At 70.2% G+C, this 18,186-nt stretch carries 17 protein-coding genes; 10 read left to right on the top strand and 7 right to left on the bottom strand.

The genetic code is table 11. The annotated features are described in order from the left end of the window. The 4 genes from WJM96_RS14945 to WJM96_RS14930 form a co-directional block, all read right to left on the bottom strand. Positions 1–942 carry a dihydrodipicolinate synthase family protein gene (locus tag WJM96_RS14945; RefSeq protein ID WP_424813315.1) on the bottom strand — a complete coding sequence of 314 codons (942 nt, stop codon included), beginning with the start codon at positions 940–942 and terminating at the stop codon, positions 1–3. Then, positions 939–1,439 (bottom strand): YcgN family cysteine cluster protein, encoded by a 501-nt coding sequence (locus tag WJM96_RS14940; RefSeq protein ID WP_424813314.1) that lies wholly within the window; start codon positions 1,437–1,439, stop codon positions 939–941. The genes WJM96_RS14945 and WJM96_RS14940 overlap by 4 nt, the downstream gene beginning before the upstream one ends. A gap of 38 nt (positions 1,440–1,477) precedes the next feature. Continuing rightward, positions 1,478–2,269, bottom strand: coding sequence for a lipid-binding SYLF domain-containing protein (locus WJM96_RS14935; RefSeq protein ID WP_424813313.1), 792 nt, complete (start codon positions 2,267–2,269; stop codon positions 1,478–1,480). A gap of 77 nt (positions 2,270–2,346) precedes the next feature. Further along, the gene (locus WJM96_RS14930) at positions 2,347–3,291 is read right to left on the bottom strand and encodes an MlaA family lipoprotein (protein WP_424813312.1); all 945 of its coding nucleotides are present in this window, start codon (positions 3,289–3,291) and stop codon (positions 2,347–2,349) included. 45 nt (positions 3,292–3,336) lie between these two features. Here WJM96_RS14930 and hpnI point away from each other — a divergent pair, with 45 nt between their 5' ends. The 10 genes from hpnI (at position 3,337) to WJM96_RS14880 (ending at position 12,194) form a co-directional block, all read left to right on the top strand. Beyond that, on the top strand, positions 3,337–4,488 hold the full coding sequence (hpnI, locus tag WJM96_RS14925; protein WP_424813311.1) for a bacteriohopanetetrol glucosamine biosynthesis glycosyltransferase HpnI: 1,152 nt from the start codon (positions 3,337–3,339) through the stop codon (positions 4,486–4,488). Continuing rightward, entirely contained in the window at positions 4,485–5,363 is an 879-nt protein-coding gene (gene hpnK, locus WJM96_RS14920; RefSeq protein WP_424813310.1) for a hopanoid biosynthesis-associated protein HpnK, read from the top strand. The genes hpnI and hpnK overlap by 4 nt, the downstream gene beginning before the upstream one ends. Next, positions 5,360–6,142, top strand: coding sequence for an SDR family oxidoreductase (locus tag WJM96_RS14915; RefSeq protein ID WP_424813309.1), 783 nt, complete (start codon positions 5,360–5,362; stop codon positions 6,140–6,142). The genes hpnK and WJM96_RS14915 overlap by 4 nt, the downstream gene beginning before the upstream one ends. A 4-nt stretch (positions 6,143–6,146) precedes the next feature. Further along, entirely contained in the window at positions 6,147–6,533 is a 387-nt protein-coding gene (locus WJM96_RS14910) for a dihydroneopterin aldolase (protein WP_424813308.1), read from the top strand. Between the two features lie 413 nt (positions 6,534–6,946). Further along, positions 6,947–8,830: an excinuclease ABC subunit UvrC gene (uvrC, locus tag WJM96_RS14905; RefSeq protein ID WP_424813307.1), complete on the top strand. Its 1,884-nt coding sequence runs from the start codon at positions 6,947–6,949 to the stop codon at positions 8,828–8,830. 5 nt (positions 8,831–8,835) lie between these two features. Continuing rightward, positions 8,836–9,441, top strand: a complete 606-nt coding sequence (gene pgsA / locus WJM96_RS14900; RefSeq protein WP_424813306.1) for a CDP-diacylglycerol--glycerol-3-phosphate 3-phosphatidyltransferase — start codon at positions 8,836–8,838, stop codon at positions 9,439–9,441. Between the two features lie 54 nt (positions 9,442–9,495). Continuing rightward, positions 9,496–10,128: a hypothetical protein gene (locus tag WJM96_RS14895; RefSeq protein ID WP_424813305.1), complete on the top strand. Its 633-nt coding sequence runs from the start codon at positions 9,496–9,498 to the stop codon at positions 10,126–10,128. Positions 10,129–10,130: 2 nt separating this feature from the next. Beyond that, entirely contained in the window at positions 10,131–10,382 is a 252-nt protein-coding gene (gene moaD / locus WJM96_RS14890) for a molybdopterin converting factor subunit 1 (RefSeq protein WP_424813304.1), read from the top strand. Between the two features lies 1 nt (position 10,383). Then, positions 10,384–10,827, top strand: a complete 444-nt coding sequence (locus tag WJM96_RS14885) for a molybdenum cofactor biosynthesis protein MoaE (RefSeq protein WP_424813303.1) — start codon at positions 10,384–10,386, stop codon at positions 10,825–10,827. Beyond that, on the top strand, positions 10,824–12,194 hold the full coding sequence (locus WJM96_RS14880) for a hypothetical protein (protein WP_424813302.1): 1,371 nt from the start codon (positions 10,824–10,826) through the stop codon (positions 12,192–12,194). The genes WJM96_RS14885 and WJM96_RS14880 overlap by 4 nt, the downstream gene beginning before the upstream one ends. Here the strand turns inward: WJM96_RS14880 and WJM96_RS14875 are convergent. From WJM96_RS14875 to WJM96_RS14865, 3 genes are read right to left on the bottom strand one after another with little or no spacing between them, the layout of a single operon-like run. Beyond that, on the bottom strand, positions 12,128–13,609 hold the full coding sequence (locus WJM96_RS14875; RefSeq protein ID WP_424813301.1) for a TolC family protein: 1,482 nt from the start codon (positions 13,607–13,609) through the stop codon (positions 12,128–12,130). The two genes, WJM96_RS14880 and WJM96_RS14875, sit on opposite strands and share 67 nt — an antisense overlap. Further along, the gene (locus tag WJM96_RS14870) at positions 13,606–16,767 is read right to left on the bottom strand and encodes an efflux RND transporter permease subunit (RefSeq protein ID WP_424813300.1); all 3,162 of its coding nucleotides are present in this window, start codon (positions 16,765–16,767) and stop codon (positions 13,606–13,608) included. Before WJM96_RS14870 ends, WJM96_RS14875 begins: the two co-directional genes overlap by 4 nt. Positions 16,768–16,776: 9 nt before the next feature. Beyond that, a complete protein-coding gene (locus WJM96_RS14865; protein ID WP_424813299.1) occupies positions 16,777–18,075 on the bottom strand; it encodes an efflux RND transporter periplasmic adaptor subunit in 1,299 nt (432 codons plus the stop codon). Positions 18,076–18,186 lie beyond the last annotated feature (111 nt).

The raw sequence follows: 18,186 nt of genomic DNA, 5'->3' as shown, positions 1-18,186 counted from the left end.
TTACTCGGCGGCCTGGGCAGCCGGGGAGAGGCCCGGCAGCGGAATGGCGCCGGTCGCCTGCCAGGCGGCCCAGCACTTGTCGCCGTCTTCCTTGGACAGCGGCAGGTGCGGCGGGCGGATCGTGCGGTAGCCGTCGTCGCCCGTGCTGCGCGCGATCACTTCGCGCAGGTTGGGGATCAGCGGGAAGGAAGTCGCGGCCTTGCGGGTCGCGGCCAGCATGGCCTGGGCCGCATCCGCCTCGGGCCCCGTGCGCTTCGCGTAGACGATGCCGCCCCAATGGGAGTTGGCGTTGCTCGCCGCCGTGATGCAGCCGGCGCCGCCCTCGGCCAGGATCTTCTGCAGGAACTCGTCCGAGCCCGTGTAGACCTCGAAGCCCTGCGCGGCGAAGGCGTCGATCATCGCCTTCATGTTCGCGTAGTCGCCCGAGCTGTCCTTCACGCCCTTGAACACGCCGGGGAAGGCCTTCAGCAGGCGGCCGATCAGGTCGAGGCTGAAGGGCACCGCCGACTGCTGCGGGAAGTTGTAGAGATAGAGCGCGATGCCGGGGCCGACGCGCTTCGCGACCTCGGAGAAGTAGGCGAAGAGGCCGTCATCCGACGGGCCCTTGTAGTAGAAGGGCGGCAGCAGCAGCACGCCGCGGCAGCCGTTCTGCTTCGCATGCAGCGTCAGCTCGACGGTGTCGGCGAGGCTCGCGCAGCCCGTGCCGGGCATCATCACGGAAGCGGGCACGCCGCGGGCGATCAGGCCCTCCAGGATCTGCTTGCGCTCATGCAGGCCGAAGCTGTTCGCCTCGCCCGTGGTGCCCAGGATGCCGAGGCCGTTGCAGCCGTTCGAGAGCAGCCACTTGGCGTGCTTCGCCATGCGGTCGAGATCGGGCGAGAGGTCGGGCTTCATCGCGGTCAGGACCGCGGCGTTCACGCCGCCGAACAGGGCATTCTTCATGGGAGGCTTCCTTGCAGTGAGCCGATGGCGGGCTTCGTGCCCGCCCGGCGCGGCCAGTTCCCTGGCCAAGTGGCGATATGGTCCTCGTGCGCGCCGGCCTCGCGCTCGCTGATCACGCGGCCGCGCACGGAGACGCCCGCGCGCACCACGCTCTCCGGATCGCCGGAGACGAGCGGATGCCAGGACGGCAGGTCCCGCCCCTCGGCGAGGAGGCGATAAGCGCAGGTCGGGGGCAGCCAATCGATACTGCGCAGGCGCTTCGGCGTGAGGCGGATGCAGTCGGGCACGCGGCGCTTGCGGTTGGCATAGTCCGTGCAGCGCGCAGTGGCAGGGTTGAGCAGGCGACACGCAATCTCGGTGTGGTGCAGCCTCTCGGTGTCCTCCTCGCGGAGCTTGTGCAGGCAGCAGCGTCCGCAGCCGTCGCACAGGCTCTCCCACTCGGAATCCGTCATGGCTTCGAGCGTTTTGGTCTTCCAGAAAGGCGGGACCTCGGACACGCGGGCAGCATTAGCGCAACTTCGCCGCCCGAGGAACCTCAGCGCGCCGGCGGCGGAGGCGGAAGCGACGCGCGCCCGACGCCGCGCGAGGAGGATGAGGCCGACGGCGCGGAGGAATAGGCGGGCGGCGAACTGGCCGCCGGCGTGGCCGCGGCTGGCGCGCCGCCGAAGCGGATCAGGGCCGCGCGCAGCGGATCGGCACCGGGATTATGCGCGTTCATGTTCACCACGATATCCCGCGCGGTCACCTCACGCCCATAATACGCGGCATTCCAGTCCGGACGCGAATTGATCACCGTGCCCTCGAAAGAGATTCCGGCGAAGAGCCCGCGCGAGCGGGAGAAGGCAAGGATGTCCGCCCCCAGGGCCGTCGTCGTCGCGGCCTCCACCGAGCCGCCGACATGCGCCACCGCCAGCGAGGCATCCGCGCCGAACTTGAACTGGCTATTGATCACGGCATTGAGCGCACGGTCGTTCATGAGCAGCAGCAGCGTCTGGCTGTCGCGAATGCCGGCCTGAAGGCCGAAGCTGCCCGAGCCGATGCCGTAGAAGGCGGGCGAGGACCAGGAACCGGCGGCGTCGCGGCCCACCAGCACGCAGTCGCCGCCCTCGCCGCCCGCGAAGAAGGCCGCGCTGAAGCTGCGCGGGCAGACCAGCGCCCCGCGCGCCCGGCGCAGGATACTGGCGGCGTCGAGCCGGTCATTCTCCTCGGTCAGGATCTCCTGCACCGTGAGGGCGGAACGATCGACGATCGATTGCGGCGCCGAGCCGCTTGGCGAGCCCGAGCAGGCCGCCAGGGCGGCCAGAGCCGCCAGGATGACGTAGCGCATGAGCTTCCCCCGATAAACCCCAGCAATCACGTAAAACTACCGGAAGTTTCTCCGCGCCGGAAGGGGAAAGAAATCCGTCAGCGCGGCTCGCGTACGCCTTCGAGTACGCCACGCACCCAGGCCGGGTCGCCCGGCGGGGGCCGGACCGGCGGCAAGGTCACCGCGGGCGCCGTCGCGGAGGGAGCGGTGACGGTGATGCCCGGCAGCTCGGCCGCCGGCCCCCCGATGGTGGTAGGCAGGCCCGCCTGGACCGGTGCGCCCGGGTCGGGCGGCGTGGAGGACACCGCGCCGGGATCGTCGAGCGGCTGGATGCCCTCGCCCTCCTGCCCGCTGCGGCCCAGCTCCGCATCGCGGCGCTGGCGCACCACGCTCCGGAGCCGGGAGTAGTAGTCGAGGCTGTCGTTCCGGAGCGCATCCAGCGTCTCGATATTCTCCGCGCGCAGATCGAGCCCGCCCAATGTGCCGCGCCCGATGCCCAGCGCCTGAGAAAGGCCTCGCGAGAACACCGCGCCCGTGAGCAGCGAGATCGGATGGCCAAAGCTTTCGATGCCGTCGCCCACCGCGTCGCGCACGGTGGTCGGACCCAGCAGCGGCAGCATGAGGAAGGGCCCGTCCGGCAGACCCCAGCTCGCCAGCGTCTGGCCAAGATCCGCCGGGCGGCGTTCGATGCCCGTGGCCGTCGCCACGTCGAAGAAGCCCAGCCCGCCGGCCGTCGTGTTCACGTAGAAGCGCATCAGCGTCTGCCCGGCATCGAGCAGGCGAAGCTGCAGCACGTTGTTCACGAGGATCACGGGCTCGTTGAGGTTCCGCAGGAAATTGCGGATCGCGGTGCGCAGCTGCTCGGGCAGGGTGTCGCGATAGGCCTCGGCCACCGGCCGCAGGACATTGTCGTCCACCGTGTTGTTGAACGCGAAGATGCGACGGTTGGTCGCCTCGAAGGGGTCACGCGCATCGGTGGCCGGGGGGTCGTTGACGGTGCACGCCCCGAGCATCAATGACAGCAGGAGGATGATGCGCTTCACCCCCCTACCTTATCGCAGCGCCGCGCTCCGCGCGAAGGGGCGCCCGTGAGTATCGTCTCGGCCCTGGCCGTGGCCGCCGGGCTGCTGGCTCTGGCGGGCTCGGCCCAGGCCGTTTTCGCGCGGCGCGCACTGTGGCGGCTCGCGGCGCGGCGGCCCGCGACGGCGCCCGCCCTGCCCGCGAGCATTCTCAAGCCGCTTCATGGCGCGGAGCCGGGCCTCGCGGAAAACCTCGCAGCCGCGCTCCGCCAGGAGCATGCCGCCGAATACGAGACGCTTTTCGGCGTGTCCGACCCGGCGGACTCCGCCACCCCGCTGGCCGAAGCCGCGCTGGCCGCAGGCGCCGCGCCGGGCCGCCTGCTCGCGGGCGGGGCCGTGCTCGGCGCCAACCGCAAGGTGAGCCAGCTCGTCCACTTGGCCGCAGCTGCCCGCCATCCTGTCCTGGTGGCGGCGGACGCCGACATGCGTTGCCAGCCGGATTGGCTGACGGCCGTCACCGCCCCCCTCGCCGATCCGCGCATCGGGCTCGTCACCTGCCTCTACCGGGGCGAGGCCGGCGACGGGGCCTTCTGGTCGCGCTTCGCCGCGCTGGCCATCGACTGGCAGTTCCTGCCCAACGCCGCGCTGGGCGAGGAGCTGGGCAAGGCCAATGGCTGCTACGGCGCCACCATGGCATTGCGGCAGGAAACCCTGGACCGCATCGGCGGCTTCGAGCCCCTGCTGCCGCTGCTCGCCGATGATCACGCGCTGGGCGCGGCGGTGCGGCGCCTGGGGCTGAAGGTGGAGGTGGCGCCGGTGCTCCCCGTCCATGTGATGACGGAGCGCGGCTTCGGCTCGCTCTGGGCGCACGAGCTGCGCTGGGCGCGGACGCTGCATCTGCTGAGCCCGGCGGGATACTGGGGGCTTTCGCTTACCTATCCCCTGGCCTGGGCCCTGGCGGCGCTCGCGCTCGCACCGGGCTGGGCGACGGCGGGCGTCCTGGCCCTCGCCCTGGCCGCGCGGTGCTACCTGGCGACCGGGGTGGACGAGGCCCTCGGCCTGGGACGACGCTGGGCACGCCTCGCCTGGCTGCCGATGCGCGATCTGCTTTCGGCGGCCGTCTGGGTCGCGGCGCTGCGGCCGGGCCAGGTGGTCTGGGGCCAGACGCGCTACCGGGTCGGACCGGGCGGCGAGATGGTGGAGGCCGGGCGCGCGCGATGAAGCGCCTCATCTTCAACGCCGACGACCTCGGCCTCGCCCCCGAGACCAATGAGGGCATCGAGCGCGCCCATCGCGAGGGCGTGCTGACCGCGGCGAGCCTCATGGTGGGCGAGGCGGGCTTCGAGGAAGGCCTGCGCGTGGCCCGCGCCAATCCGGGACTGGCGGTCGGGCTGCACCTGACGCTGACCGATGGCGTGCCGGTCCTGCCGGCCGCGCAGATCCCCGCGCTGACGCAGAAGAATGGCCGCTTCCGCGACGACATGGCGGCTCTCGGCCTGTTGCTCGCGCTCTCGCCCGCCGCACGCTCGGAGCTCGCGGCCGAGGTCGCGGCGCAGATGGCGCGCTTCGCCGCCACCGGGCTCAGCTGCGATCATGTAAACGCCCACAAGCATTATCACCTGCATCCGCAGATCGCCGTCGAGCTCATGCGTGCTGCGAGCGGCGCGGGCGTGCGCTGCATCCGCCTGCCCTGGGAACCGGGCCCGCTCGTCCGCGCGGCCGACCCGGCGAGTCCCGGGACGGCGGAATGGGCGCTCAAGCCCTGGTGCCGGGTGCTGCGGCGGCGTGCCTCGCGACTCGGCCTCCTGGCGCCGGACCGGGTGCTGGGCCTGGCCTGGTCCGGCCATTTCACGGTGGAGCGGCTGCTCGCCGCCCTCCCCCATCTGCCGGAGGACGGCGTGACCGAGATCTATTTCCACCCCGCCACCGCGGGCGGCTTCCCCGGCAGCGCGGCCGGCTACTCCTATGCGACGGAGTTGGCGGCCCTGGTCGATCCCCGGGTGGCCGAGGCGGTCGGCGCCGCCGCGCGTGGCGGCTATGCGGCCATGCTCTTGCCGAACGACGCGCCTGGCGGCACTGGAAAGCCCACCCCATGAGCCTCCTTCCCATCCCGCCCGAGATTCCCCGCCTCGCCGTCATCACGGGTGGGGCCCGGCGCCTGGGACGCGGCATCGCGCTGTCATTGGCCAGGGCGGGCTTCGACCTCGCCATCCATCACCGAGCCTCGGCCGCCGAGGCCGCGACGCTGGCCGAGGAAGCCGCGGCCCTCGGCCGCCGGTGCCGCGCCTTCCAGGCCGATCTCATGCGCGAGGAGGAAGTCCGCGGCCTCTGGCCGCGCATCCTGGCCGAGATGGGCGCGCCGGGCGTGCTGGTGAACAATGCCAGCGCCTTCGAGCGCGACGAGTGGAACGACGCGACCCGCGAGGGCTGGGACGAGCACATGGAGCCCAACCTGCGGGCGCCCTTCGTGCTGATGCAGGATTTCGCGCGGCACCTGCCCGAAGGCAGCCAGGGCGCGATCGTCAACATGCTGGACCAGCGGGTGAAGTCGCTCACGCCGCATTTCGTCTCCTACACCGTCTCCAAGGCCGGGCTCTGGGCGCTGACGCAGCAGATGGCGCTGGCGCTGGCGCCGCGCATCCGCGTGAACGGAATCGGCCCCGGCCCGGCCCTGCCGAGCCCGCGCCAGAGCCAGGCGCAGTTCGACCGGCAATGCGCCTCCGTGCCGCTCGGCCATGGCACCTCTCCCGAGGAGATCGGCTCCGCCGTCGTGGCACTGCTCGCCTTGCCCTCGGTGACGGGGCAGATCCTTTGCCTCGATGGCGGGCAGCACCTGCAATGGGCGCCGCGCGGCGGCATCGCCCCCGAAGAGTGACGAGATGACCGCACCCCGCACGCAACCCCTCCGGCAGGTCTTCGTCCGGGGGCTGGAGCTCCAGGCCCGGCTCGGCATCTACGCGCATGAGAAGGCCGGGCCCCAGCGCATCCGCGTCCACATGGAACTGGCCGTGGAAGACGAGAGCGCGGCAGTCGGCATCGGCCCGGACCAGCTCAGCCGGGTGGTCGATTACGAGCGCCTGGTGCTGGGTGCCCGCGCCGAGGTGGCGCGGGGCCATGTGCTCCTGGTGGAGACGCTGGCCGAGACCCTGGCCGCGATGGCGCTGGAAGACCCCCGGGTTCGCGTGGCGAGGGTGACCATCGAAAAGCCGGACGCCTTCGCGGATGCCGATTCCGTAGGCGTTACCGTGGAGCGGGTTCGGGCCTAGCGTCGATTTCCCGCTGGCGGCATCGCCTGAATGCCGATCCGCTGCCCGAAACCAACCTGGACGTGATCGGCCGAACGGGGCGGGGCTCGCCGCGGCCCAGGCTACGGGCCGAGTCAAGCCCCATCTGGCCACCGGGCGATGATTCATCCACCGCCGGTTTGCCGCCAAATCCGTCTTTGATTCCTCAACATTTTCTTCACGCGCCTGACATTCATGGCGTGTGATGATTATATTAATACAGCATTTTCAATAACTTATTTGAATGCCCCTTCTCTGGGCAGATCAATGCAACCGTAGGTGAAAGGCCGCTCCCGTGACGATGCCCCGGAGCAGCCCACAGGGTTATCCACAGAAGTCGGGGATAGTTTTCGGACCGCTTGAGCGGCCCCCGACTTGTGGGTATCTCCGCCCGGATGGACCCCGACGAGCCTTCCGCGACACCGCTCGCCGGCAGCGCCGCGCTTGAGGCCGCCCTTCCGACCTTGCCGCTCTCGCCCGGCGTCTATCGCATGATCGACGCCAAGGGAGACGTCCTCTACGTCGGCAAGGCGCGCGCCCTGCGCCGGCGCGTCGCGAGCTACACCCAGGCTTCCCGCCTGCCGGAACGCCTGCGCCGCATGGTGCACGAGACCCGGAAGGTGGAGGTGATCACCACCGCCTCCGAAGTCGAAGCCCTGCTGCTGGAGGCGAACCTCATCAAGCGGCTGCGGCCGCGCTACAACATCGTCCTCCGGGACGATAAGTCCTACCCCTGGCTCATGGTCTCGGACGACCACCCCTACCCGCAGATCGCCAAGCATCGGGGCGAGCGGCGCAAGGGCGCGAGCTACTACGGCCCCTTCGCCAGCGTCTGGGCGGTGAACCAGACCATCACGGCCCTGCAGCGCGTCTTCCTGCTGCGGACCTGCCGCGACACGGTCTTCGACACGCGCGACCGGCCTTGCCTGCTCTTCCAGATCAAGCGCTGCTCGGCCCCCTGCGTCGGCCGCGTGAGCGCAGAGGACTACGGCACGCTCGTCTCCGAGGCGAAGCAATTCCTCGCGGGCGAGGTCCCAACGATCCAGAAGCGCCTGGCCGCCGAGATGGAACAGGCCGCCGAGGCGCTGGAGTTCGAGCGCGCGGCCTCCCTGCGCGATCGCATCCGGGGCCTCACGCAGATCCAGGGCACGAGCCGGATCAACCTCGAAGGCGTGGGTGATGCCGATGTCGTGGCGCTGCACATGGCGGCCGGCCAATCCTGCGTGCAGGTCTTCTTCTTCCGCGGCGGCCGCAACAACGGCAACCGGCCCTACTTCCTCACCCATGCCCGCACGGACATCACGCCCGAGGAGGTGCTGGGCAGCTTCCTGGCCCAGCTCTACGACGACCTGCCTCCTCCACCCCTGGTCCTGCTGAGCCACGACGTCGAAGAAGCCGGGCTGATCGCGGACGCGCTGGCCACCAAGGCCGGGCGGCGTGTCGAGCTCCATCGCCCGCAGCGCGGCGAGAAGCGCGACATCGTGGCCCACGCCGAGACGAACGCCCGCGAGGCGCTGGAGCGCAGGCTGGCCGAATCGACCGCGCAGGGACAGCTGCTGGACGGCGTGCAGCGCCTCTTCGACCTGCCGGAACGGCCGGAGCGGATCGAGGTCTACGACAACAGCCACATCATGGGCACGAACGCCTATGGGGCCATGATCGTGGGCGGTCCCAACGGCTTCAATAAAGGCGCCTACCGCAAGTTCGGCATCAAGTCCGCCGTCACGCCCGGCGACGATTTCGGCATGATGGCGGAAGTGCTGGAACGTCGCTTCGGCCGCGCGCTGAAGGAAGATCCGGCACGGGCCGAACCCGGCTGGCCGGACCTCGTCATCATCGACGGCGGCCAGGGGCAGCTCAGCTCCGCGCGGGAGGTCATGGCGCGGCTCGGCCTGGACGACATCCCCATCGTCGCGATCGCGAAGGGGGTGGACCGCGACGCCGGGCGCGAATGGTTCCACCTCGCGGGGCGCGAGGAATTCCAGCTCCCGCCCCGCGATCCCGTCCTTTACTACCTCCAGCGCCTGCGGGACGAAGCGCATCGCTTCGCCATCGCGACCCACCGCGCGGGCCGGGCGAAATCGCTGACGAGGTCAGAGCTGGACGACGTGCCGGGCGTGGGTCCGAAGGTGAAGCGGGCGCTGCTGAACCATTTCGGCTCGGCGCGCGGGGTGCGCAACGCGGGCGAGCAGGACTTGGCCAATTGCCCAGGCGTGGGCGCGGCCCTGGCCCGGCGGATTCACCAGCATTTCCACCCCGGCACGGGTCAAGCTACATAGGATTCGTGCCCACCGACCTGCCCAACCTCCTGACGCTGTCGCGGATCTTCTCGATCCCCTTGCTCGTGCTTTTCGTGGCGCTGCGCCAGCCCTGGTCCGATTTCGCCGCCTGCGTCGTCTTCTCGGCTGCGGCGATCACCGACTATTTCGACGGCAAGATCGCCCGCGAGCGGCAGATCGTCTCCAGCTTCGGCCGGATGCTCGATCCCATCGCCGATAAGCTGCTGGTGGGCGCGGCGCTGATGCTGCTGGCCGGCTTCGACCGGCTGCCCAACTGGGCGCTGCTACCGGCCATTGTCATCATGCTGCGCGAGATCCTGGTCTCGGGCCTGCGCGAATATCTTGCGGGCCTGAACGTCGGACTGCCGGTCACCGCCCTTGCCAAGTGGAAGACGGGCTTCCAGATGGGGGCTCTCGGCACCTTGCTCGCCGGCGACAGTGGCGCGTGGGCCGTCGGGCTGGATTTCCTCCCGGTCTCGCTGATCGGACAGGCGATGCTCTGGACGGCCGCGGTGCTGACGCTGGTGACGGGCTGGGATTATTGGGTGGCGGGGCTTCGCCATGCCGCGGGGCGGGACGCGCCGAGTGTCGGAGCGTCCAAGCGCCCTTGAGGGAAGCTTAGCCCCGGCGCATGGTGCAAACCGGTTGGTTTTTGGGAGTGCGGGATGCGGGTGAAGGCTTCCGGGTTCAGGTTGGTGCTCCTGCTCGGCATCGGTTCCGTTCTGGCGGGGTGCTCCTCCTTCGAGTCGGGCTTCGCGTCGATGACGGGCGGCCTCTCCGGCGTGGCCACTCGCTATGGCCCGAGCTGGGGCGGCATGCGCCCTGCCGCGCCCGCCGACAGCCTGACGGTGCAGCGCATCCAGTCCCGTTCCTCGCCCGCCGAATTCCAGCCGCTGCGCCCCGAGCCCGGCGACGTCTGGCCGCAGGAAGAAGCGCCGCGCGCCACCCTGGCCAACCCCGATGAGGCGCTCCGCGGCGTTTCGCCGAGCGCGGACGCGCCGCCCCCTCGCCGCCGGGGCAGCGCCGCGGCTCTGGAGCCCACTTATCCGAGCAGCACGTCGAGCATGCCGGTTTCACAGCGTGCCGTGCGGACGACCGCGCCGCGCACACCGGCGCCGGCCATGGACATGGGCCAGGTGATTTCGACGCCGCAGGGCCCCGTCACCACCACGGGCGGGACGAATCGCGTTCAGACCACGATCTCCCCCCAGGGCAGCGGCCTGGCGATCCAGGAAGGCGCGGTCACGACCATCATCGGCCCGGGCGGCAACGTCCAGCAGGTGCCGACTCCGCGCTGATCATGCAGATCCTCTACTTCGCCTGGGTCCGCGAGAAGGTTGGAACCGCCGGCGAGGAGATCGCCCTGCCGGAGAGCGTACGCGACGTCGGCGGGCTGATGCGCCACCTGGGCACGCTGAGCCCAGGCCATGCCGAGGCCTTCGCCAATCCCCGCGCGGTTCGCGCGGCGGTGAACCAGGATTTCGCCCATCTGTCCGACCTCGTCTCCCCTGGGGACGAGGTTGCCTTCTTCCCCCCCGTCACGGGCGGCTGAGATGGCCCGGGTGGTCGTCCAGGAAGCCGTGTTCGACCTTGCCGCCGAGAGCGCGGCGCTGTCGTCGGGGAGGGTGGATGTCGGCGCCCTCGCCAGCTTCGTCGGCCTTTGCCGGGCGGATGACGGTCTCTCCGCCATGGTGCTCGAGCATTATCCCGCCATGACGGAGCGCGCCCTGGCGCGGATCGCGGCGGAGGCCGAGGCGCGCTGGCCGCTGACCGGCTGCACCGTGATCCATCGCGTCGGCCGCATCCTGCCGGGCGAGCCCATCGTGCTGGTGCTGACCGCCAGCGCCCATCGGGCCGCGGCGCTGGAAGCTTGCGCCTTCCTGATCGACTGGCTCAAGACCAAGGCGCCCTTCTGGAAGCGCGAGGAATTCGGCGAAGGCCGGGCCCGCTGGGTCGAGGCACGCGCCGAGGACGATCAGGCGGCTGGGCGCTGGTGAAGGCCGGCCTCGCCGTCCTGCTCGGCGGGCTACTGCTGATCTGGCCCGCCTTCGTGAATCGCTATCCCATCATCTTCAGCGATACGGGCGCCTTCCTCGACCAAACGGTCACGCCGCTGATGATCTGGGATAAGCCCTGGATCTACGGTCCCTTCGCCTGGATCTTCCACCAGCACCTCACCCTCTGGGGGGTCGTCGTGGCGCAAGGGCTGATCGTCTCGCACCTGCTCTGGCTCCTGGCACGCACGCTCGGGCTTGCGTCACCGGGGCGGCATCTGGCGATCTGCCTGGCCCTCGCCGCCTTGACCGCGGCGCCCTGGTCCGCCGCCCTGGTGATGCCGGACATCATGACGCCGGCCGCCGTGGTCAGCGCCGGCCTGCTCGGCTGGGGATGGGACAGGCTGGGGCGATGGGAGCGCGGTTGGCTCCTGATCCTCGGCTGCGTGGCGACGGCCTCGCATCTGTCGAACCTGCCGGTGATCTTCGCGCTGACGGTCCTCGCCGGTCTGCTGCGGACCGGATGGGCGAGCGTGGCGCGCGTCGCGGCGCCGCTGCTCGGCGCGGTGGCGCTTCTCCTGGCCACCAATCTCGTGGGCCATGGCCGCCTCTCGATCTCGCCCTACGGGAGCACGTTCTTCCTCGCCCGGCTCATTGCCGATGGACCCGCCGCGCGCACCATCGCCGCCGAGTGCCCCGCCTCGGGCTGGTATCTCTGCGCCTTCGCCGACCGCCTACCCACCAATTCGGACGATTTCCTCTGGCGCCCCGATAGCCCGGTGAATCGCGGGCTCGATGGCCAGGCTATCTTTCTGGGCGGCGTGATCCTGGCGCCCGAGGCCCGCGCCATCATCGCCACCACCCTCCGGCGGGAGCCGCTGAGCGTGCTGGCGGACATGGCGCGCAACTTCCTGGGCCAGCTCCGCCGTAGCCAGGTGGGAGACACGCTGTCGCGTCACGATGTGGGAGAAGGCGTTCGCGGCGTGCTGGCGCGGGGCTTTCCGGCCAGCGAGGTCGCCCGCTTCGACAACTCGCTCCAGATGCAGGACCGGCTCAAGCCCATCGGCCGGGCGCTGAACCCGCTCTACTCCGCCGTGCTGATCCTGGCGACGCCGCTCGCGCTGCTGGGCTGGTGGCGTGCGCATCGCGAGCGGGATGCGCGGCGGCTCGGGCTTCTGCTCTGCCTGCTGGTGGGGCTGGCGGGGAACGCGCTGGCGACGGGCGCGCTCTCCATGCCGCATCATCGCTACCAGGCGCGGATCGTATGGCTCCTGCCCCTGGCGGCCATCCTGTTCGCGCCGCGTTACAGGCGCGGCGAAAGTCCGGTCACGCCCGTCGCGAATTCGAGCTGCGCCAGCGCGGTCAGATAGGCGGCACGGGCATTATTCGCCGCGACCCGCGTGGCGTTCAGGGTGCGAAGCGCGTCCAGTACGTCGAGCAGGTTGCGGCCACCGGCCGAATAGGCCTGCTCAGTGCTGCGATAGGCCTGCTCCGCCCGGCTCAGCGCGCCGCCGGTATAGAGACGCAGCAGCGCGCGCGCCTGCTCGAAGGTGGACCAGGCCGTGGCGAAATCCGCACGCGCCTGCAGCAGCGCGTTCTGCGCCTGCGCCGCGCTTTGCGCCTGCTGACTCTGCGCGACGCCGATATTGCCGCGCGTGATCTGGCTCGTGAACAGCGGCACGGAGAGGTTCAGCGAGAACTGGTTGCTCGCGTAGATCTGCTGCGTCGAATTCGGCAGGTCCTGCGAGAGGCGCGTGCGGTCCCAGCCGCCATTCACCGTCACGTCGCGCCAGCGCTGCGATTCGGCGAGGCTGGTATTGGCGCCGGCCGCCGAGGCCTGACGCGCGGCGACCACCACATCGGGGCGGTTCTGGACGGCGTCGCCCAGCTCCCCACGCGAGACGCCAGGATCGGGCAGGCTGTCGAAGCGCCCGCGCACGTCGATGGCAACGGAGGGCAGCGCGACGCGGAGGGGATCGCGGCTCGAAGTCGCCGGCGGGGCCACGGCGGCGGCATCCATGGCGAGCGTCGCCGCCACCTGCGCCACCGCCGCCGCATAGGCCTGGGCGGCCGAGGAGACGTCGGCCTCGAAGGGCACGCGGCTCGCCTGAAAGCGCAGCAGGTCGCCTTCCGGCAGGGCGCCGTCCTGGAGCTGGCGACGCAGCAGCGCCTCCGTGCGGTCGAGGCTGCCCCGGTTGCCGAGCGCGACCTCGAGATTGGCGCGGGCGCCCAGCGCCGCGATGAAGGCCTGGCGCAGCTGGAAGACCTGGCCGCGAAGCGCGTCGAGCACCTGCGCCTCGGCCACCGCGATGTTCTCGTCGGCGAAGCGCGTGCGAAGCTCGCGCTTGCCGCCCGTCTCGACAATGACGGTGAGCCCGAGATTGACGTTGTTCGTGGGCGCGTGGAAGCGCGCGCCATAGAGAGCACCGCTGCGGAGCTCGTTGAACTCGCCGACCATGCTGCCGGCGCTGAGCTGCATCGGTGGCCGCGAGGATGCCACGAGGCGCTGCGCCCGCGCCGCATCCACCCCGCGCTGAGCCGCGACGACCAGCAGGTTGCGCTCGACCAGCATCGACTCGGCTTCTGCGAGGGTCAGCGGGCGGGCTGCGCCCGGCAGCGGCAGGGCCTGCATGCCCGCGCCGTTGTACCGCTGCGGCGCCGGCGCCTGCGACTGCTGCCGCGGTGCGCGCCGCTGCTGTTGCGGCGGGGGCTCCGCGATCGGCGTGATTTGCGCGAAGGCGGGGGTGCCGATGCACAGCGCCGCCAGGATCAGGGTCGGTTTCATGCGTGCAGCCCCGCGCGCTCTCGCCGTGCGGCCGTCGCGGCCTCCTGCCGGGCAAGGTCCCTCGGGCGGCCGATGCGGTCGATCAGCGCGGGGAAGATCACAAGGATGAAAATGGGGACGAGACCGATGCCGCCCACCACCACGATGGCGAGCGGCTTCGTCACATCCGCTCCGATGCCCGTCGCCAGCGCCATCGGCAGCAGGCCGAAGAAGCTGGCGAAGCAGGTCATGAAGACCGGCCGCAGGCGGTCCTGGCCCGCCTGATCCAATGCCGGGCGCCAGGCCATGCCGTCGTGACGGAGGTGATTGAAGTGCGAAAGCATGATGATCCCCTCCATCACCGTGATGCCGAACAGGGCCAGGAAGCCGATCGCCGCGGGGACGGAGAAGTTCAGCCCCGCCGCGCCCAGCGCCATGATGCCGCCGACCAGCGACAAGGGCACCATCGCCATGACGAGCAGCATCTCCCGGATGTTTCCGAACTGCACGTAGAGCAGCACCATGATGATGAGCAGCGCGACAGGCACGATATTCAGCAGGCGATGCACCGCCTCTTGCAGGTTGCGGAACTCGCCCAGCCAATCGAGGCGGTAGCCGGGATCGAGCTGCACGCTCCGGGCGATCAGCGCCTGCGCCTCCTGCACCGCGCTCGCCGGATCTCGTCCCCGAACGGAGAAGCGGATGGGCACGTAGCGCGTGCTCTCCTCGCGATAGACATAGGCCGTGCCGGAGGTCAGTTCGATATGTGCGACATCCGCCAGCACCGCGCCGCGGGGACCGCCCACCGGGATGCGGCGGATGGTCTCCATGTCGTTGCGGAATGGCTCGGCGAGGCGCACGACGATGGGGAAGTTGCGGTCGCCCCCCTGCTCGTAGAGGCGTCCCGCCTCACGGCCGCCGATGGCGGTCTGGATCACGTCGTTGATGTCGTCCACCTGCAGGCCGAAGCGCGCGGCACGGGCCCGGTCGATCTGGATGGAGACGGTGGGCTGCCCGAGCGTCGGGAAGATCGCGATGTCCGTCAGGCCACGCACCTGCGTCAGCAGAGAGCGGATCTGCTCGGCGCGGGCGGTCAGCACATCGAGGTCGGGGCCGAACACCTTGATCGCGTTCGCGCCCTTCACGCCGGAAGCGGCCTCCTGGACGTTGTCGCTGATCGCCTGCGCGTAGCTGAACTGCACGCCGAGGAAGCGCTGGCTGAGGCGCGCGTTCATCGCGGCCACGAGGCCGTCGCGGTTGCGGGCCGTGGTCCACTGGTCTGGCGCCCGCAGCGGCACGAAGAACTCCGCATTGAAGAAGCCGGCGGAATCCGTTCCGTCATCCGGGCGTCCCTGCTGCGAGGTGACCGTGATCGCCTCGGGGAATTCCATCAGCGTGGCGCGAATGCCGCTGACCGTCGCCTGGCCTTCCTCCAGCGAGATCGTGCCCGGCATGGTGGCACGGACCCAGAGATTGCCTTCCTCCAGCGTCGGCAGGAACTCCGCACCGAGATGCGAGAGCACGCCGATGGACAGCGCGACGAGGAGTGCCGCGATCACCAGGGCGAATTCGCGCGCCGCCATGGCGGCGTCGTACATGCGGGCGTGGATCCAGCGCAGCCCGCGCACCAGCGGCGTGTCGCGCTCCTGGCTGTCCTCGCGCAGCAGCACGGCCGACAGCGCGGGCACGATGGTGAAGGCCGCGATCAGCGATCCGCCGATGGCATAGGCATAGGTCTTGGCCATGGGGCCGAAGATGCGTCCCTCGATGCCGCCCATGGTGAAGAGCGGGATGAAGGCCACGATCACGATCAGCAGCGCGAAGAGGATGGGCTTGCCCACCTCGCCGCCCGCGCGCAGCACCGTGAGCGAAATGCCCGAAAGCCCGCCCATGCCCTGCGGCGCCGTATAAAGATGCGGGTTGCGCCGCGCGAGCGCGAGATGGCGGTAGATGTTCTCCACCATGATGATGGTGGCATCCACCAGCAGCCCGAAGTCGAGCGCGCCGATGCTCAGCAGGTTCGCGCTTTCGCCGCGCGCCAGCATGACGAGGACGGCGAAGAAGAAGGCGAAGGGAATCGTCGCGGCCACCACCACGGCACCGCGCAGGTCGCCGAGGAAGAGCCACTGGATGACCAGGATCAGCAGCACGCCGACGATGATGTTGTGCACCACCATGTGGGTGGCGACCTTCACCAGGTCCTCGCGGTCGTAGAGCGGCACCACGCGCACGCCCGGCGGCAGCACGCCACCCGCGTTGATGCGCTGGACCTCCTGCTGCACGCCCCGGATGGTGGGCAGCGTCTGCTCGCCGCGGCGCATCAGCACGGTGGCGAGCACCACGTCGTCGTCGCCCTCGTGCCCCGCGACGCCGAGGCGCGGCAGGCTGCCGATCTCCACCGTCGCGATATCCGACAGCAGGATGGGCGTGCCGTCGGCGGAGGCGGAGAGGACGATGTTGCGCACATCCTCGACCGTGCGGATGAGGCCGACGCCCTGCACCACCGCCGCCTGGGGGCCGATGTTGATCGTGCCCGCGCCGACCGTGGCATTGCCGGCGCGGATCGCGTCGATGACCGCGGGAAGCTGCAAGCCGAAGGCATTGAGGCGCGGCAGGTCCACCGTCACGGAATAGGATTTGCTGCGGCCGCCGAAGCTCGTCACGTCCACGACGCCGGGCACGCGCTTGAACCGCCGCTCGAGCACCCATTCCTGCAGCGTCTTGAGGTCCGCCGAGGAGAAGCCCGGCGGGCCGACCACGCGGTAGCGCATGATCTCACCGATGGGCGAGAGCGGGCTGATGGTGGGATTGGCGCCGTCCGGCAGGTCGCGCAGCACGGCCAGCCGGTTGAGCACCTGCTGCAGCGCCTGCTCGTAGGTGAAGGCGAAGGTGAACTGCACGCGGACGTCGGAAAGGCCGAAGAGACTCGTCGAGCGGACGGAATTGAGGTTGGGCAGCCCGGCCATCGCGAGCTCGATGGGGATGGTGACGTAGCGCTCGATCTCCTCGGCCGATTGGCCGGGGTTCTGCGTGATGATGACGACCTGAGGCGGAACCGGGTCGGGATAGGCCTCGATATTCAGGCGCAGGAAGCCGAAGGCACCGACGGCGACGAACGCGATGAACAGCAAAAGGACCAGCGCCCGCTGCTGGAGCGAGATGGCAACGAGATGGCGCATGTCAGGGCGTCAGTCGATGCGCGAGGCGCGGTCGATGAAGAGGGCGCCGCCGGTGACGACACGCTCGCCCTCCTGCAGGCCCGATAGAACCTGAATCATCTCGCCGCTGCGGATGCCGGGCGTGATCTTGCGCAGGGTGAAGCGCTGGTCGGGGAGCGCCACCCAGACATTCGCTTCCGCGCCACGGAAGATGACGGCGTGGGCCGGCACCGCCGGCGTGCGCGCGGGCTGGCCGACCTCGATGCGGAAATTCGCGAACATCTCCGGGCGCAGCTCGTTCTGCGGATCCTGGACCTCCGCCATCACCGTCAGGCGGCGGGTGGAGGGGTCGAGGCCCGCGGCCGTGCGGACGATCCGCGCCTCGAAGCTGCGGCCGGGCAGCGCGCTGACGGTGACGTCGACGCGCTGACCCACGCGGACGAGGGGCACATCCAGCTCGCGCACATTGGCGACGAGCCACATCGTCGAGAGGTCGGAAATGGTGAAGACGGGATCGCCCTGCCCGGCCGTGACCCACTGGCCCGGACCGACGCGGCGCTGGGTGATCGTGCCCGCGAGCGGCGCCGTCACGTTGATCACACCGCTGACCTGGCGCGTGCGCTCGATCTCGGCAACCTGCTCGGGCGTGCGGCCGAGGACGCGCAGCCGGTCGCGGCTGGTCTCCGCCTGCGCCGCCGCGCTGCGCATGTCGGATTCGGCCGCGGTTGCGGCAGCCCGCGCCTGCTCGACATCGCGCTGCGACGAGGCACGCGCGGAGAACAGGGATTGCTGCCGCGCTTCCTCGCGCCGTGCCTGATCCAGCGAGACGCGCGCCTTCTGCATGTTGTCGAGCGCGCCCAGGAGGTCGTTCGCGGCGCCCGTCACGTCCGGCGTCTCGACTTCATACAGCGGCGCTCCGGCCTCCACGCGATCGCCAACGCGCGCGAAGGCGCGGATCACGCGCCCCGTATAGAGCGACAGCATGGGCGTGGAACGGTCGTCATTATAGGCGATACGGCCTTCGGCGATGCGCTCGGGCTGGAAGTCCCGCGCCACGATCGGCTCGATGCGGAGAGCGCGCATGTCGCCCTCGCTCAGCCTGAATTCGCCGGGCGGAAGCGCAGGCCCGGCCGCCGCCGTCGGCGCGGGGGCCTCGGCGGCCTGATGGTTCAGGTAGTAGTAGCCGCCGCCTGCGAGCGCGATCGCAAGCGCCGCCCAAAGCCATGGCTTACGCGACGGACGCCCTGCCTGCTGGGTTTCCGGTTCCTGGACCTGCCGGGTCTCGGCCTTCTGGTCGAGCTTCGGCGGCTCCTGATGAATCACGTTCATGAATGTCCTGGACCGTCCATGCGCAAGAACAGAGCAGGTCGCCGCCAACTCTGGCGGCCCCCCTGCGATGGAGGCCCAACATTAACCCAAGCTGAACAGGCCGGGTAGCAC

This window comes from Roseococcus sp. YIM B11640 (assembly GCF_049727625.1).
Lineage (GTDB): Bacteria > Pseudomonadota > Alphaproteobacteria > Acetobacterales > Acetobacteraceae > Roseococcus.
Note: the sequence above shows the minus strand (reverse complement) of the source record. Positions and strands in the feature narration are given on the sequence as shown.